At 49.3% G+C, this 14,431-nt stretch carries 18 protein-coding genes; 10 read left to right on the top strand and 8 right to left on the bottom strand.

What is annotated here, in order from left to right; all coding sequences use genetic code 11:
• The coding region (locus H6F90_RS22840; RefSeq protein ID WP_304941011.1) for a transposase family protein at positions 1-188 on the top strand (188 nt) is incomplete at its 5' end.
• A gap of 274 nt (positions 189-462) precedes the next feature.
• Here the strand turns inward: H6F90_RS22840 and H6F90_RS22835 are convergent.
• From H6F90_RS22835 to H6F90_RS22825, 3 genes are read right to left on the bottom strand one after another with little or no spacing between them, the layout of a single operon-like run.
• Positions 463-714, bottom strand: a complete 252-nt coding sequence (locus H6F90_RS22835) for a transposase (RefSeq protein WP_190554427.1) — start codon at positions 712-714, stop codon at positions 463-465.
• The gene (locus tag H6F90_RS22830; RefSeq protein WP_190554426.1) at positions 686-1,024 is read right to left on the bottom strand and encodes a hypothetical protein; all 339 of its coding nucleotides are present in this window, start codon (positions 1,022-1,024) and stop codon (positions 686-688) included. The genes H6F90_RS22835 and H6F90_RS22830 overlap by 29 nt, the downstream gene beginning before the upstream one ends.
• Entirely contained in the window at positions 1,024-1,458 is a 435-nt protein-coding gene (locus H6F90_RS22825; RefSeq protein WP_190554425.1) for a transposase family protein, read from the bottom strand. Before H6F90_RS22825 ends, H6F90_RS22830 begins: the two co-directional genes overlap by 1 nt.
• Before the next feature lie 51 nt (positions 1,459-1,509).
• On the opposite strand from H6F90_RS22825, the gene H6F90_RS30220 reads away from it, so the two are divergent.
• The gene (locus tag H6F90_RS30220) at positions 1,510-1,773 is read left to right on the top strand and encodes a hypothetical protein (protein ID WP_199296106.1); all 264 of its coding nucleotides are present in this window, start codon (positions 1,510-1,512) and stop codon (positions 1,771-1,773) included.
• A gap of 315 nt (positions 1,774-2,088) precedes the next feature.
• Positions 2,089-4,485 (top strand): DNA polymerase III subunit gamma/tau, encoded by a 2,397-nt coding sequence (locus tag H6F90_RS31630; RefSeq protein ID WP_199296105.1) that lies wholly within the window; start codon positions 2,089-2,091, stop codon positions 4,483-4,485.
• A gap of 81 nt (positions 4,486-4,566) precedes the next feature.
• On the opposite strand, the gene H6F90_RS22810 is transcribed toward H6F90_RS31630, so the two are convergent.
• Complete coding sequence (locus tag H6F90_RS22810; RefSeq protein ID WP_190554424.1) at positions 4,567-6,033, bottom strand: glycosyltransferase family 2 protein; 1,467 nt, start codon at positions 6,031-6,033, stop codon at positions 4,567-4,569.
• Positions 5,987-6,961 carry a radical SAM protein gene (locus H6F90_RS22805; protein ID WP_190431276.1) on the bottom strand — a complete coding sequence of 325 codons (975 nt, stop codon included), beginning with the start codon at positions 6,959-6,961 and terminating at the stop codon, positions 5,987-5,989. Before H6F90_RS22805 ends, H6F90_RS22810 begins: the two co-directional genes overlap by 47 nt.
• Before the next feature lie 367 nt (positions 6,962-7,328).
• On the opposite strand from H6F90_RS22805, the gene ebsA reads away from it, so the two are divergent.
• Positions 7,329-7,703 (top strand): type IV pilus biogenesis protein EbsA, encoded by a 375-nt coding sequence (gene ebsA / locus H6F90_RS22800; protein WP_190431275.1) that lies wholly within the window; start codon positions 7,329-7,331, stop codon positions 7,701-7,703.
• An 86-nt stretch (positions 7,704-7,789) separates the two neighbouring features.
• Positions 7,790-8,881 carry a DRTGG domain-containing protein gene (locus H6F90_RS22795; RefSeq protein WP_190554423.1) on the top strand — a complete coding sequence of 364 codons (1,092 nt, stop codon included), beginning with the start codon at positions 7,790-7,792 and terminating at the stop codon, positions 8,879-8,881.
• A gap of 9 nt (positions 8,882-8,890) precedes the next feature.
• Here H6F90_RS22795 and H6F90_RS22790 read toward each other — a convergent pair whose 3' ends face one another.
• Entirely contained in the window at positions 8,891-10,351 is a 1,461-nt protein-coding gene (locus H6F90_RS22790; RefSeq protein WP_190554422.1) for a carotenoid oxygenase family protein, read from the bottom strand.
• A 132-nt stretch (positions 10,352-10,483) separates the two neighbouring features.
• Between H6F90_RS22790 and H6F90_RS22785 the strand changes: the two genes are divergently transcribed.
• From H6F90_RS22785 to H6F90_RS22770, 4 genes are all read left to right on the top strand, one after another.
• Complete coding sequence (locus H6F90_RS22785) at positions 10,484-11,014, top strand: PadR family transcriptional regulator (RefSeq protein ID WP_190554421.1); 531 nt, start codon at positions 10,484-10,486, stop codon at positions 11,012-11,014.
• Positions 11,015-11,097: 83 nt separating this feature from the next.
• Positions 11,098-11,601, top strand: a complete 504-nt coding sequence (locus H6F90_RS22780) for a DNA recombination-mediator protein A (RefSeq protein WP_190431271.1) — start codon at positions 11,098-11,100, stop codon at positions 11,599-11,601.
• A gap of 19 nt (positions 11,602-11,620) precedes the next feature.
• Entirely contained in the window at positions 11,621-12,034 is a 414-nt protein-coding gene (locus H6F90_RS22775; RefSeq protein ID WP_190554420.1) for an MAPEG family protein, read from the top strand.
• A gap of 35 nt (positions 12,035-12,069) precedes the next feature.
• Complete coding sequence (locus H6F90_RS22770) at positions 12,070-12,561, top strand: YajQ family cyclic di-GMP-binding protein (RefSeq protein ID WP_190554419.1); 492 nt, start codon at positions 12,070-12,072, stop codon at positions 12,559-12,561.
• Between the two features lie 124 nt (positions 12,562-12,685).
• Here H6F90_RS22770 and H6F90_RS22765 read toward each other — a convergent pair whose 3' ends face one another.
• Together H6F90_RS22765 and H6F90_RS22760 are read right to left on the bottom strand one after the other, a co-directional pair.
• Positions 12,686-13,543: a slipin family protein gene (locus H6F90_RS22765; protein ID WP_190554418.1), complete on the bottom strand. Its 858-nt coding sequence runs from the start codon at positions 13,541-13,543 to the stop codon at positions 12,686-12,688.
• 93 nt (positions 13,544-13,636) lie between these two features.
• Complete coding sequence (locus H6F90_RS22760) at positions 13,637-14,029, bottom strand: hypothetical protein (protein ID WP_190554417.1); 393 nt, start codon at positions 14,027-14,029, stop codon at positions 13,637-13,639.
• A gap of 150 nt (positions 14,030-14,179) precedes the next feature.
• On the opposite strand from H6F90_RS22760, the gene H6F90_RS22755 reads away from it, so the two are divergent.
• The gene (locus H6F90_RS22755; RefSeq protein ID WP_190554416.1) at positions 14,180-14,428 is read left to right on the top strand and encodes a VOC family protein; all 249 of its coding nucleotides are present in this window, start codon (positions 14,180-14,182) and stop codon (positions 14,426-14,428) included.
• The last annotated feature ends 3 nt before the right edge of the window (positions 14,429-14,431 follow it).

Below are 14,431 nucleotides of genomic sequence, written 5' to 3'. Positions count from 1 at the left end.
CGAGTTGTGAGGACAAAGCTTACAATCGCACCTTAGCTCGCGATCGGGTCGTGATTGAGCAGGTCAATCGCTGCTTGAAGATTTTTAGAATCTTGGCTGAGTGCTATCGCAATTGCTGTCGTCGCTTTGGGCTGCGATGCAATTTGATTGCTGCTTTGTACAACTATGAGCAGTCTCAAGCTCAGTGATTGGTTCTAATCTACAAGAGGTCCATTAACTATCCCCAGCCTCTAGCAGCGGTTAAAGAATTTCGTCAGAGCCTTCGCAAAATTTAGAAGTTTACCCCTAGTATTCAATTTAAACCTAACCCCCGGCCCCTTCCCTGGTAGGGAGGGCAGGATGGTTTCATGTTAGCCAAGAAAAAACCTCATGGACCTGATTGGCGAGATCGCTCTGGCAATCAGGCACCGTCCACATCCCTAAACGACGAGCTAAGGTGATGAAGAACAAATGAACGACAGCCTAGCTAATCGGAGCCTGCCCCCCTCGTCGGGGTGGGTCATCTTCCTTGAAGGTGACATCTTTGACCCAAGGCAGACCATTCTCAATGTGCCAATGGCTGCGAATCCACTCTAGGAAGACGGCGGCTTCGTGCTGAGCATTGCTGAGGTAGAAATGGTCTTCCTCAACGGTTGGCCTGAGCGAGTGCCTCGACGATGAACCCACAGCAATCCGACAGACCTGCTTAAGCCCAGCGTTTGGGGAGATTGTCATAGAAGGGATAGACACCAATGCTTCGCTGAGTCTGACGTCCACGCTGGGTTTCGCGATGACTAGCTTGAGCCAGAGGAGCCTGTTGCTGCACGAGGCGTTGAGTCCGTTGGTAAAGCTGCTTTTGATTAGCTTTGAGGGCAATGACATAGGAGCAATGCCGGGACTCGAGCAAGTTTAAGGTGCCGACTTGCAGATGCAGAGCATCCAGATTGAAGCCAAGGGGTAAGGACTGGGCCAGGGTGGGAGCCGTTGTAACGCTTTGCACCAAGCGCTTCGCCACGGCAATTTCGCTCTCGCTGCGGTTGAACATCAAGGCCAACTGCACCACTCCGCTTCTTTGCCCATACACCGACACCAGGCAAGCAAAGTCCTGCGCGGAAGTTTGTCCCCACTGGAAGTGCATCTGATACTCTTGCCATCAATCGCCCAGTCCAATTCTGCCCACTCTGGGGCGTGGGAGAGCGCCCAAACATTGAAGGCATCCACCCAAGCTTGGGCTTCGATAAGGAGAAACAACCGACGAAAGGTGGACGAGGAAGGCAGCAGCGGTGTCTGCAAGTCCGACTCTAGCAATGGAGCCAAGGCAGACTGATGCTTGGAGCAGAATTTTGCTAGAGGACGATAGCCCCAGTAGCTGCACAAGCTGCCGAGCAAAGCGAGAAACATCAGCAGCCAAAGCGGATAGCGTTTGCCTCGTTGACCTCGTGGGTCAGGGATGGTTTTTAATTGAGTAATGAGGGACATGGACTGATGAATTGATAGGATTCAGTCCATCCTCATTTTCCTCTGTTCACTTTGAAACCACCCCGCTTCCCTGGTAGGGAAGGGGAGCAAGATCAAAGCCCCTCGCCGCGTCGGCGAGGGGTTGGGGGAGAGGTCAGTCATAGTGCAATCGGAGAAGGAGCGATCGCGTGGCCCAAGAAACCCAAAGATCAACTCGCCACCATTCGTGATCTACTCAGAACGAATGGTGGCGAGTGGACAGTAGAGCAAGTCGTAGCGCAGTTCAAAGGAGCCGCCCGAAAAAACAAGCGATCGCCGACCATCTCGAAAGCCTAGAATCTCTCGGCATCTTGGTCAGCCACACCGAAGGGAATGTTACCCGCTGGCACTACGCCGAACTGCAACAAGCGAGTTGAAAGGGCGATCGCATTCCTCACACAATCTCGAAATCACTACGATAAAATAGACTGAAACGCTTGTACTATTCAACCTTTCAAACGATCTTCTGTGGCATAGTGTTTTGCTACATGGAAAACTTGCGTTCAAACTATAGGATTGCAGTGGTTAGAGTATAGAACTCTATACTGATATCTGCTCTGCCATTGCCGCAGATTTTTTTGACTCCCGAGCTTTGGGACTGCCCTTAAATCAATGCCCTACGAACCGCTACACCACAAATATCGGCCCCAAACTTTTGCAGAACTTGTGGGGCAAGAAGCGATCGCCACGACACTCACCAATGCTTTGCGGCAGCGGCGGATTGCTCCCGCTTATCTATTTACAGGAGCGAGGGGAACGGGTAAGACCTCCAGCGCCCGAATTTTGGCTAAATCGCTGAACTGCCTGCAAAGTGACGCACCCACAGAAACCCCTTGCGGCAAATGTGAAGTGTGTCGAGCGATCGCCAATGGTTCTGCGCTAGACGTAATTGAAATCGACGCAGCCAGCAACACGGGCGTAGACAACATTCGGGAATTGATCGAGCGATCGCAATTTGCCCCGGTTCAGTGTCGCCACAAGGTTTATGTGGTCGATGAATGTCATATGCTTAGTACCGCCGCATTCAACGCGTTGCTGAAGACGTTGGAGGAGCCGCCCGATCGCGTGGTGTTTGTGTTGGCGACAACTGATCCGCAGCGGGTACTGCCTACGATTATTTCGCGGTGTCAACGGTTCGACTTCCGGCGCATTCCCCTAGAGGCGATGGTGCATCACTTAAGCGCGATCGCCCACAATGAATCGATCAACATTGCTCCTGATGCGGTGCAACTGGTGGGGCAAATTGCTCAGGGTGGACTGCGGGATGCCGAGAGCTTATTAGATCAACTGAGCTTGCTAGAAGGACAAGTGACGGTTGAGCGAGTCTGGGATTTGGTTGGAGCGGTGCCAGAGCGAGACTTGTTGGCTTTGTTGCAAGCGATCGCCACCAACGACCCTGCTCAAGTTCTTGATGGGGCACGTCACTTGATGAATCGGGGTCGAGAACCCCTGATCGTCCTACAAAATCTAGCCAGTTTCTACCGCGATCTACTCATTGCCAGAACTGCGCCGAGTCGAGGAGATTTAGTCGCGATTACGCCACCGACTTGGGCGCAATTGTGTCAGTTTGCTCAGCAGCTCCCGATCGCTCTAATTCTAGAGGGGCAAAAGTATCTCCGAGCTGCCGAGGTGCAAATTAAAAACACGACTCAGCCGCGTCTATGGCTGGAAGTGACGCTGTTAGGTTTGTTGCCTTCTGAGTTAGGAGTAGAAACGTCTGTCGTGAGTGCTGCTCCCGTTGCACCCCAATGGATTCCAGTTCCACCGACAATTCAACCTGTCCCAACATCTTCAACTTCCTTACCTGTTAAACCCACAGCGATCAGCTCGTCTAATGGCAAAACACCTAGTGTGGCTGGTCAGTTGCAGCAATTGTTGACTCAGGTTGCCAGCAAATATCAGCTCTCTACTCCAGCGGCAGATTTGGAAGTCCTGGCAGGTGCGATCGCTCAGGCCCTCTTGCATGATCAGGAGTTTCGCAGTGCCTTGAGTGCGTTAGTTTCTGCACCTCAGCCCACTATTGCATTGATTTCAGAAACGGTAGAAACCAGCAGTCATATTCAAGCGGCAGTTGTCACTGAAACTGTAGTCCATGAAACCGCTCAGAATGGCGCAGCTCATGTGGTTGAAACCACTCATGTAGAAGTTGATGAAGCGATCGCCGCTGTAGAAACCACAGCAATCGAATTGACAGAGCCTGAACCTCTGATTACCTCCATTAGCGAACTCGATAATTGGCAAGAAGCAGCTGCACAAGAGCCACCATTCGTTGATCCGATAGACAGAGGGACGCCAGCAACCGAAGCCGTCCCATCGCTGAACTTAGAGCAGTTATGGCAAAAAGTTCTAGGTTGTATTGAGTTACGGGGTACACAAGCATTATTGGGTCAACAGTGCTATCTGCTAGGGCTGGACAAACAACAAGCCAAAGTGGGAGTGCGATCGCAGCCTTTAGTTAAGATTGCTCAGCGCAGTTTGCCAATAGTCGAGGAAGCGTTTCAGAAAGCCGTGGGATATCCCGTCAAAGTAGCTCTAGTCGTAGCCACTGCCGCTGAACCCGCGCCTGCCATCCAAACACCTCCTGAGAACAATGCTCAATCTTCTGGAGCGATCGCACCTCAGCCCCCTCGACTGACCGAAAGACCACCACAAAGTAGTTCTCAACCTCCAACCCCAGGGCCACAAAACGCTAGTCGTCCTGTTGTTGCTCCTGAGTCGAGCTATTCCCAGCCGACCCAAACTACATCTACCACCGCTGCTCCATCAGAACCCGTTGCGACAGCAGATGCGAATGCTGCGATCGAGCCGCCATCACTGCAAAACATTCCTTGGCAAGAAGAAGACGAAGTCACACGCGCAGCCAAGCGGCTAGCAGAGTTTTTCGGAGGCAAGGTAGTTGATTTGGAGAGCGGTTGGACTTCTGACGGTAATGAGTTAGTAGTCGCGCCCCCGATTAGCGAGTGGGATGAAACCGATCCAGGCGCAGAAGCAGATGAAGTGCCATTCTAAATAAAAAACGGCTGGCATAACACCAACCGTTTTCAGAAATCCATTTGCAGCGGTCTTGATCGCGATTGCCCTTTCGTCCGCTTAGGTTTGCTTTGGCAGATCCAGCCAAACTTCATCTTCAGTGCCCTGATGGATGGTCTTGATCCACTTCAAGCGCTTCGGTCGCACTGAAATACGCGCGGTCGTGCTGGCTACAACCACCAACCAATGGAACATATAGATAGTTCCTTGCAAAGATTGCGACAGCCTCGTCCAGAAAGAAGTGTCTAAATCTGCCCGAGCCTCGACTGGAGTTGCCGCTAGTTTAGGTTGCTGGTAACGGCGTAAACCAACAAACATGCCCATAAACGAGAGCATTAGCGTTAAGCTAGCCAGCGGGCTGAGGAGAGGTGAGCTATTACGAGCGATCGCCATCAACAAGTCGGGGACGGAAGCGGTCGGCAAAATGTACTGGATCAGCCAAAAAACGAATAAATCAAACGTCTTTCGAGGGCTAAGCCGACGATTGCGAGCCAGGAAACGCCAGTAATCTAAATACCGTTGATAACCTCCCTCTGCCCAACGATTGCGTTGATGCCAAAGGGCTACCGAGCGAGTCACCCCTTCTTCTTCAACCGCAGGCACCGCTAGAAAATCGATGTCCCACTGATCGAGGTGTAAGCGGAAGGTGAGGTCTAGGTCATCGGTAATGGTTTCCTCGTTCCAGCCGCCACAACGCTCTAGAGCTAAGCGTCGGACAAACTGACCATTCCCTCGCAGTTCACCAATTCCTCCCAAAGCAATGCGTTGCTCTTGGAAAAAAGCATCCAGCGCCATTTCAATCGATTGCCCTTGGGTCAAAAAGTTGGTGCCAGCATTTGCGATCGCCTTTCGCACCTGCACCGCACCCACTTGAGGCCGTTGAAACAGAGGCAATACACGCTTCAGCAAGTCCTGAGACACCTGAGCATCTGCATCAAAAACAGCCAGAATTTCCCCTTGAGTTAAGGGTAAAACTTGATTTAAAGCTCCCGACTTGCCACCGCCCGCGCCTGCCGCTCGATGCAGAACCTTAAGTTGCGGGTACTCTCTAGCCAACTGATCAAGCAAAATTGGGGTGCGATCGGTGCTGCTGTCATCAATCACCCAAAGCTCGTAGCGATCGGCAGGATAATCCAGATTACACAGCGTCTTGACCAGCTTGCCAACCACTGCCTCTTCATTTTTGGCCGCAACCAGCAGAGAGACGTAAGGCCAATCTGCTTGATCCACTTCTGCCAAAGGTTCTGGAGTTGGTAAAGGTCGAGCCAGCATGATCCGCAGGGCGTGGATTCCAACAACCGTGGTTAAGCCAATCACAACCCAAATGCCCCAAGAAAATAAATGGAGGGCGATCGTGCCACTCCAAATCATTGTGAGTGTAAAAGCAGCTTTGCGTCGCCGACCTCTAAAACCCTTATAAGAGGGAGTTTCTAAATCCTCTTCTACCTCCGATAAGTCAGTTAAAAGAGAGCCAAGGGACTCAAACTCGCTGAAGGAATCGTTTCCGGGCCAGGAATTCTCCCGCATAGGTTATTTGATTCAACCACCAATATTTATCTACACCCTTGAAGAAGCTGGGAATGAGATAGCACCAAACCGTACAGCCTTCACAGACAGATAGTTTGCCCTGCGACTGACGATATTCCTCTACCACCTCATTTTGGCGATAAAGTTCATACAGCCGTCCTTCAATCGGGACACCCGTTTGAGCAAAGTGATAGCAGGGTAGGAGCAATTTGTCGTCGGGTGAAATAGCGATCACAGCATCCACCGCTTTGCAGCGTGGATTTTTGGTGTCATTACCACCAGCCTCAATAAAAGCCAGGGCAGCCTTATTGTAACCAACATTGTTAAATTTCTTAGCAGCTGCTTCGATCGCGGCCACCATATCAGGCGTTGGGTTTTTCTTATCGTTGTAGTTGCTGTGAGCGGTGAAAGCAGGGTTGAGCCAAACGCGCGCCCCTAGCTGCAGACCCAGCTCACCCACTTCGCCAATCCGCTCATAATTTTGAGCCGTCACTGTATGGTTAAGAACCGGGTGCTCTCCTAAGGAATGAGCGAGTTTGACCGACTCAACTAGGGTGTCAAAAATTCTCACACCCCGCGACTGATCATGGGTCTCAGCGTCGCCACCATCCAGTGAGAAATTAAGAAAATCAACCAGACCTTGAATCTCTTTCGCCTTCTTGGGATAGAGAATCGTGTTCGTCGTCATGCTGGTCTGGAAGCCCTGCTGCTTTGCTTCCGTATAGATCTGCGCTACATCGGCTCGCAGCAGTGGTTCACCACCTGTGAAGTCTACATATTTAACTCCTAGCCGTCGTAGATCTTGGAGATTCTGCTTGATAGTCTCAAAGCTCGCTTCATGTGGCGGCTCCAATGCCCAGATGTCACAAAAGTGGCAGCGGGCGTTGCAGCGATAGGTCAAGTAGTAATTTGCAACCAGAGGTGCCATAACTTTAATTCTGAAGCAGGTGTTAAATATCAGAATAGGCAATCTGGCTCCAGATGCAGAAAAAAATTCAGCAGAGGCATCTGGAATCCGGGTCGTTTGCCTAACTCGAAGCGTCTGGATCGAAGTGCATTAGGTCAACTCAGAATACTACAGCAAAGCCATAATTAATTGCCAGCTCTGCCGTAATTAAGGAGCGTCGTAGTCAAGTTGCAGGCAAGCTCACCCAAGACCAAGTCGCTCAGGTGTTTAAATACTGAGAGGAATCGGGAATACTATCTACTGGCAGTCATCAACTTACCAAGAAAATTTCTAGGTATCTTGCCTGTCACGGGGTTTGAATAAAGCCGAAATTAAGGAAAATTCGAGCATGTCCATCGAACAACTCCAGCCAGCTGCTAGCCGGGATGTCAACGTCTACATGCCCTACTATCAGGGCAACAAGCGAAATGTGCTGCCCCTTGCCATCAGCCTTTATCAGAAGGGAGCTTTAGAAGGACAGCGCAAAATTGAGGGCGGGGATGGGATTCCATTTATTGCTACTTGGAACGTATCCATGCTGCCCGCAGACTTAACTCGTTGCCGGATGCAGTTTGAAGGTAATGCGGAGCTGAGCTACGAATTAATGATGGCTAACTTTGAGTTTGTCGATTGCTTGATTGACTTGTTGATGACCTTCAAGCGCAGTCGCAATGCTGATTTCTCGCAAGCCTTCTACCGCAAGCTCTTGCGCTTAGAGGACTAAGTCAAATTCCGAGTCGAGCATTCTATCACCGTACAATAAAGGGGATAGCAAGCGAAGTTCAAAGCGGTTAATTCAGGAGTGAGGACGTGCCAAAGTCCCCGAAATATTTGTTAGTAGGATCAACGGAAGCTTACAGTGGTAAGTCAGCCATGATCCTGGGTGTGGCTTACCAGTTGAAAGAGCGAGGCCTAGACATTGCCTATGGTAAGCCTTTGGGCACCTGCTTAAGCGAATCTGGAACGGATGCGCTGGATGAAGATGTGCGGTTTTTCTCTCAAGTTCTAAATTTATCTGAAAATCGCTTGCAGCCAACGTTGCTCTCTTTGGATGAGCAGACAGTGCAAAATCGGATTCAAGGTTTGGACCACACCAATTATCGCCAAATCCTGACGCAATACTTGCAGATGCAGGGAGGAGACCTGGTGCTTTTAGAGGGGCCAGGAACGCTGCAAGAGGGGAGTTTGTTTGATCTCTCGCTCCTCCAAGTAGCAGAAACGGTGGATGCGTCTGTGTTATTGGTAGCGCGTTGTCACTCGCTGCTGCTGGTGGACGGGTTGCTGGCTGCCAAGCAGCAATTGGGCGATCGCTTGATTGGTGTGTTAATTAACGATATTCCCAAAGAGCAGTTAGAAACGGTGGACAAGGTGGTGCGGCCCTTTTTAGCGCAGCATGAAATTCCGGTGCTAGGGCTATTTCCGCGTAGTGATTTACTGCGGAGTGTCAGTGTGCGCGAGCTGGTCAATCAGCTCAATGCTGAAGTGCTCTGCCGAGGCGATCGCTTAGATCTGATGGTGGAAAGCCTGACGATCGGGGCGATGAATGTTAGCTCCGCTTTGAAGTATTTCCAAAAAGCACGAAATATGGCGGTGGTCACGGGAGGCGATCGCACAGATATTCAGCTTGCCGCCCTGGAAACCTCGACGCAATGCCTGATTTTGACTGGGCATTTGCCACCTTCACGCACCATTATTAGTCGCGCAGATGATCTGGAAATTCCTATTCTCTCCGTAGACCTTGATACACTAACCACGGTAGAAATCATTGACCGTGCCTTTGGTCAGGTGCGTCTGCATGAGCCGATCAAGATGCAGTATGTCCAGCAAATGGTAGCGGAGCATTTTGACATTAATCAGCTCATGGCAAAATTGAATCTAGAACCCGCTGTAACCCTCCAGTAGGTTTTTGGCTTAGTTTGGTTTCCAGGTACCATGAAAGCCCAAGGGAATGATACTAGGCAACGCTAGCCGACAAACCGGAGCATCATTCAGGCGATCGCTAGCAAACACTTGCACTTCGCTGCGATCTGCTTTGCTGTCAAACACTACAGTCAGAATCCAACCTTGGTCAGGATTTTCGCAATCTGGCGCGTAGATGGGTTCTGTGGGATAGCAGCGATCGCCTAAATCTGCAGTCATGCTTTGCCCGGTTTGGTGATCAAAACGAGCGATCGCCCCAAACATCTCTTGGCTAATATCCGCACCAGGACGATGAGCGGAGAGATAGGTAAAGCGCGAGGCTTGCCCGACTTCTTGGGGATTCACTACGGGAAATTCGCAACCGCGATCGAGCAGTTCTGTCATGGCTAGAACCTTACCTGACTCAGGCTGGAGTCGGAGTTGCCATAAAGTACCTTGAGCGATCGTGTGAGTCTGCCCAGTTGCGACTTCTTGCAGATACTGATTCGTTTGGAAGTCTGGATAGCGAACTATATCTACAACAACTACGCCATTGGGGTCTACATAGCCATTGCCAAAGTGCCACTGATACCAAGGATCTGCTTCGCCACGGCTCACTACAGCGAGAGTCTCCCGATCGAGAACTAAAATTTGAGTGCCGAGTTCGGGCTTCCAGGTCAGGGCATCGCTGTAGCTTTGCAGTTTTAGCAGGACAGGGAAAGGATTGAGCCGCACAGGGGGGATGAAAAAGATCAGATACGGCCCTGCTAGGACAAAGTCATGAATTAAGGGGAAACCATCTAGGGCGATCGCGTTGTGCTGGCGAATTTGGCCTGTTTTGTCGCTGCGATAAACGTGCAGTATGCCTGTTTTGCCGTAACCCACACCAAAGTTAAAAATCTCGCCAGTTTGCGGGTCTTGTTTCGGGTGAGCCGAATAGCGTTTTTCTCCACCCAATTGGCCTAAACTTTCTATGCCTGATGTTTCTAGGGTTTGGAGATCTAGGGCGTGAGGCTGTCCGCCTTCCCACAACGCTAAAAGTTTGTCCGACAGAGCTAGCACCGAGGTATTCGCAGCATTTTTTGTCCCTTTCGTCAGCCGATTCCAGAGGGAGCCTGAGGGCATGGTGCCATAGCCGCCATAGAGCAAGCGACCTGCTTGGGCTTCTGCTTGGTAGTCTGCTGTTTGAACAAAGCGGTAGGCTCCAGTGGCACCACTATCGGTAAAATGCACGCCGAGAATTGCGCCATCGCCATCAAACCAATGCTGGGCATCGTAGCCACCTCGTTCTAGGCGAGCGGGGCCATTGCGATAGAGTGAACCCCTTAATCCGGGAGGAATTGCCCCCGAAATCACCGATAAGGGCGTGAGGCCAAATTCTTTTATAGGTTGAGCGATCGCATTCGTGCTGGTGGGGGGAATCGCCTTAGACCATGTTGTTTGAGTTTGCGTCGGTTGGGCCGTACTAACCATAAGACAGTTACTCCAGGGTTGAAATGGCTGAAATTTGAGATTTAAGCTATTCGAGATACATTGATATGCAATAAGTTGAATATGCAAACCAGTTTATATGCAAAAAATTGCATATGCCAATTATTAAGAACTATGTCTTTGGCTCATGCAATCTTGGTGCTTTTAACCGACTCTGCTCAGAGTGGCTATGACCTGGCAAAACAATTTGACGGCTCTGTCGGCTTTTTCTGGCAAGCCAGTCATCAGCAGATTTATCGGGAGTTAGGCAAGCTAGAGGCACAGCAATGGGTTGAGGTAGAAGCGATCGCTCAGGCTGGCCGACCAGATAAAAAGCTGTATCACGTCACCGAACTGGGTAAGCAGCAATTGATTAATTGGCTGGGGCAAGCTAGTGACCCCAGCCCAACTAGAGAAGCCTTGTTAGTCAAAATGTTTTCAGGCAACTTAGTGCCCCGTGACGTGATCTTGCAAGAACTAGAGCGACGTCGCGACTTACATGCCAAACAGTTAGCCTTCTATCGCAGCATTGAGGAGCAGCATTTTGCTAACCCTCAAGCGTTACCGATAGAAGCTCAGTTTCGCTACTTGACTCTCCGCAAAGGCATCGGCTATGAGTCAGATTGGATAGCTTGGTGTGAGGAAGCTATGCAGCTACTCAGCTGAGTTATGTGCGACTTGAGCATACAGGCAGTTAAATCAAGGTTCTGTCTGGTAAAATAGCGAGGTTGTTCAGCCTGAGACTGGCTTTGAGTCAATCGATAGATTTGCCTAAAGTAGACGATTTCTTACAAGAGCTGGCGACCATTCAGCAAACAGGGTCTAAACGCATCGCCTTGCTGGGGTCCCGTCACGTTCCAATTACTCATCAACACTTAATTGAAATGATGAGTTATGCCTTGGTGCTATCCGGTAATCGTCTCATTACCTCCGGGGCAACAGGAACCAATTCCGCAGCGATTCGGGGTGCCATGCGGGCTGACCCAAACTTGCTGACGGTAATTCTGCCTCAAAGTTTGGAGCGCCAACCCCGCGAATCTCGCGAACAATTGGCCCAGGTGATGCACCTGGTAGAGAACCCAGAGAATGACAGTTTAACTTTGGCTGAAGCAAGTGCGCTGTGCAACCTAGAGATTGTTTCTCGCTGCCAGCAGCTCATTTGCTTTGCCTTCCATGACAGTCAGACGTTGCTCAAAACCTGTCAAGACGCTGAAGAGCAGCGCCGAATTATCACCCTGTTTTACTTTGACTAACTCTTTGTTGAGGTAAACAATGTCTCTGCCATTGCCAGTTTCAGCACTTCTGCTCTACAGCATTGCTGGGGCTGCATTGCTTATCTATATTCCCTTTCTGGTTGTCGCCTATGGTCGGCTACAGGTTGGGTATGATTCTAGAGTGCCACGAGCAGTATTTGAGAAGTTACCGCCTTACGCTCAGAGAGCAACTTGGGCACACCAAAACTCATTTGAATCGTTTATGTTGTTTGCGGCAGCAGCTTTGATGGCTTATGTGACGCAGCAAGATTCTATTTGGGTGGCGGGTGCGGCGATCGCGTATTTGGTGGCACGGTTGCTGTTTTCGCTGTTTTACATTCTGGATATTCCGCTGGGGCGATCGCTAATGTTTGGCATTGGTACTCTGTGTATTGCCACATTGATGGGTACGAGCTTGACTTCCCTGCATTAATCTAAATTTGAACGTTTAATATTCTTTGTGGTTCTATGGCTGCTACTTCTTCATTTGATGTTGTGAGTGATTTCGATCGTCAAGAGTTGGTGAATGCGATCGATCAAACAATTCGTGAGATCAAAAGCCGCTTTGACCTAAAAGACACCAAGACGACGGTCGAGCTTGGTGAAGATGTCATTACGATTAATACAGATAGCGAGTTTACGCTTGATGCAGTCCATACGCTGCTACAAACAAAATCTGCAAAGCGTAATCTGTCGCTCAAAATCTTTGACTATGGCACCGTGGAGTCGGCGAGTGGCAACCGAGTTAGGCAGGAAATTAAGTTAAAGAAAGGAATCAGCAAAGAGATTGCAAAACAAATTTCTTTGCTGATTCGTGATGAGTTTAAGAAGGTGCAGGCATCGATTCAAGGAGATGCGGTGCGGGTGTCTGCAAAGGATAAGGATGATTTGCAGGCGGTGATTCAACGGCTAAAGCAGGAAGATTTGCCTGTGGCTTTGCAGTTTAATAATTATCGCTAAAATCAAATGCCTTGGGGGCGCTTGCCCCCAAACCCCCGCTGAGGGACGGTTACGTCCCTCAGGTTCCCTCCAAAAGGGTATGAATGGTTTGCTTACGGGCAGGGAATAGAAGGTACAAGAGTTTTTAGGTGGGGCGATCGCTTTCTGAAGCATCCTGTAGGGGACGTTCTATTGGAGCGACAAAGGGAATAGCGGTGCCTTGGTAGGGGGTTGGTTCGGGAGTAGAGCCGTTTGCGCCACCTTCGGCCCAGCGCTTGGCGACCGCTACAAAATCTGACGGCATCATGATGATGGTGGTAGTGTTATTCTCGGCCCCGATTTCTGTCAGCATTTGCAAGCGTCGCAGTTCTAGGGCAGATGGATTTTCGGTAATGTTTTTGGAGGCTTCGGCTAATTTAACGGAAGCTTCTTGTTCTGCGGCTGCTTTGATGATTCGCGCCCGTTTTTCTCGGATAGCTTCGGCTTCTTTGGCCATTGCTCGTTGCATATTGGGCGGAATTTCTACGTCTTTCATTTCTACCCGCTCGATTACCACGCCCCAAGGTTCAGTGATTTCATCCACGATTTCTTGAACTTTGAAGTTGATTTTGTCGCGGTTTTGTAGCACATCATCTAAGATGTTTTGCCCTACAACATTCCGTAAAGTTGTGAGAGCAATTTGATAAACTGCCATCTCATAGTTTTCAACTTTATTGATGGCTTTAGCAGGGTCGATAATTCGATAATACAAAACTGCATTTACTTTAATAGTGACACTATCAGCAGTGACAGTTTCTTGGGGTTCAATATTAACGGTTTTGGTCCGGATATCTAACTGAGATTTTTGGTCAACCCAAGGAATAATCCAATACATTCCTGGGCCTTTAACTCCCCTGATTCGACCTAGGCGGAAAATTACCCCGCGCTGGTATTCCCGGTCCATTTTCAGGCCCGAAGTGGTTAAGAAGAAAAGAATACCTAAAACTAATAAGGTTTGTCCCATGATGGACTAATCCAAACTTGGATACCTGTATTCTAATCTGGGCTATTGAGAGAAAATTCCGAGAAATTGCTTAAGGATGATTGAGCGAGGTTTTCATCGTCGGAACCAGTTTAAGGAGTGAACTTGCAAAGCTCCACTTTTGATTTTGCACTGTCCTTGATTTAAGGTTGGGTAAAAGGCGCGATCGCTAGACAGCTTAATTACTTGTCCTAGATTTTGATTAATGTTGATATTTAAGGCTTTCGTAACTCTAATGCTGGAGTTAGAAATTTGGATGCCAGTATAAAATTTGTTGGCTTCTAAATTGATCGCTGCACTACCATCCCACTGGCCTAATTGAATACAAGCAGGACCATTGTAGTTACCTGGTAAACCCAGGGATGCTGAGTAGCTTAAGGAGTTGTCTGTGGCTTGAGTCAGCGTTGATGGGGCGATCGCTACAACTAAACCACCTGTGAATCCAATTAAAGCACTCAAAAATCTCATGTTGGTATTCCAAAAATTAGCTAATGAGCTAAGCTTCCCGAAATAACAACACAAATTTTTGCTCAATAAGAATAAATAATAGACTTTTGATACAGGAGGTATAAAGCTCTAGCGAGAGTTCCTCTAATATTCAACAAATTGGAGCTTGAGATGAAAATAAACAAGTTTCATCATGTATCAATTATTTGCTCGGACTACGAGCAGTCCAAACATTTTTATGTAGAGATTCTAGGGTTTCCAATTATCAAAGAAACGTTTCGGGCGGAGTGTGATTCTTATAAGTTGGATTTGCAGGTGGGCGATCGCGACCAAATCGAGCTACTTTCGTTTCCTGAACCGCTCACCGGGAAACGGTTCACCTTTTTTCAAGATCCAGATGGCTTGCCGCTTGAACTATAGGAG

This window comes from Trichocoleus sp. FACHB-591, from assembly GCF_014695845.1.
Taxonomy (GTDB): domain Bacteria; phylum Cyanobacteriota; class Cyanobacteriia; order FACHB-46; family FACHB-46; genus Trichocoleus.
This window is presented reverse-complemented; position numbering and strand designations above follow the sequence as displayed.

Coding starts and splice junctions, on each gene's coding strand:
- H6F90_RS22835 (WP_190554427.1), bottom strand. CDS start 714: ATGACAATCTCCCCAAACGCTGGGCTTAAGCAGGTCTGTCGGATTGCT.
- H6F90_RS22760 (WP_190554417.1), bottom strand. CDS start 14,029: ATGAGATTTTTGAGTGCTTTAATTGGATTCACAGGTGGTTTAGTTGTA.
- H6F90_RS22770 (WP_190554419.1), top strand. CDS start 12,070: ATGGCTGCTACTTCTTCATTTGATGTTGTGAGTGATTTCGATCGTCAA.
- H6F90_RS22775 (WP_190554420.1), top strand. CDS start 11,621: ATGTCTCTGCCATTGCCAGTTTCAGCACTTCTGCTCTACAGCATTGCT.
- H6F90_RS31630 (WP_199296105.1), top strand. CDS start 2,089: ATGCCCTACGAACCGCTACACCACAAATATCGGCCCCAAACTTTTGCA.
- ebsA (WP_190431275.1), top strand. CDS start 7,329: ATGTCCATCGAACAACTCCAGCCAGCTGCTAGCCGGGATGTCAACGTC.
- H6F90_RS22765 (WP_190554418.1), bottom strand. CDS start 13,543: ATGGGACAAACCTTATTAGTTTTAGGTATTCTTTTCTTCTTAACCACT.
- H6F90_RS22825 (WP_190554425.1), bottom strand. CDS start 1,458: ATGTCCCTCATTACTCAATTAAAAACCATCCCTGACCCACGAGGTCAA.
- H6F90_RS22805 (WP_190431276.1), bottom strand. CDS start 6,961: ATGGCACCTCTGGTTGCAAATTACTACTTGACCTATCGCTGCAACGCC.
- H6F90_RS22830 (WP_190554426.1), bottom strand. CDS start 1,024: ATGTTCAACCGCAGCGAGAGCGAAATTGCCGTGGCGAAGCGCTTGGTG.
- H6F90_RS22755 (WP_190554416.1), top strand. CDS start 14,180: ATGAAAATAAACAAGTTTCATCATGTATCAATTATTTGCTCGGACTAC.
- H6F90_RS22810 (WP_190554424.1), bottom strand. CDS start 6,033: ATGCGGGAGAATTCCTGGCCCGGAAACGATTCCTTCAGCGAGTTTGAG.
- H6F90_RS22790 (WP_190554422.1), bottom strand. CDS start 10,351: ATGGTTAGTACGGCCCAACCGACGCAAACTCAAACAACATGGTCTAAG.
- H6F90_RS22785 (WP_190554421.1), top strand. CDS start 10,484: ATGTCTTTGGCTCATGCAATCTTGGTGCTTTTAACCGACTCTGCTCAG.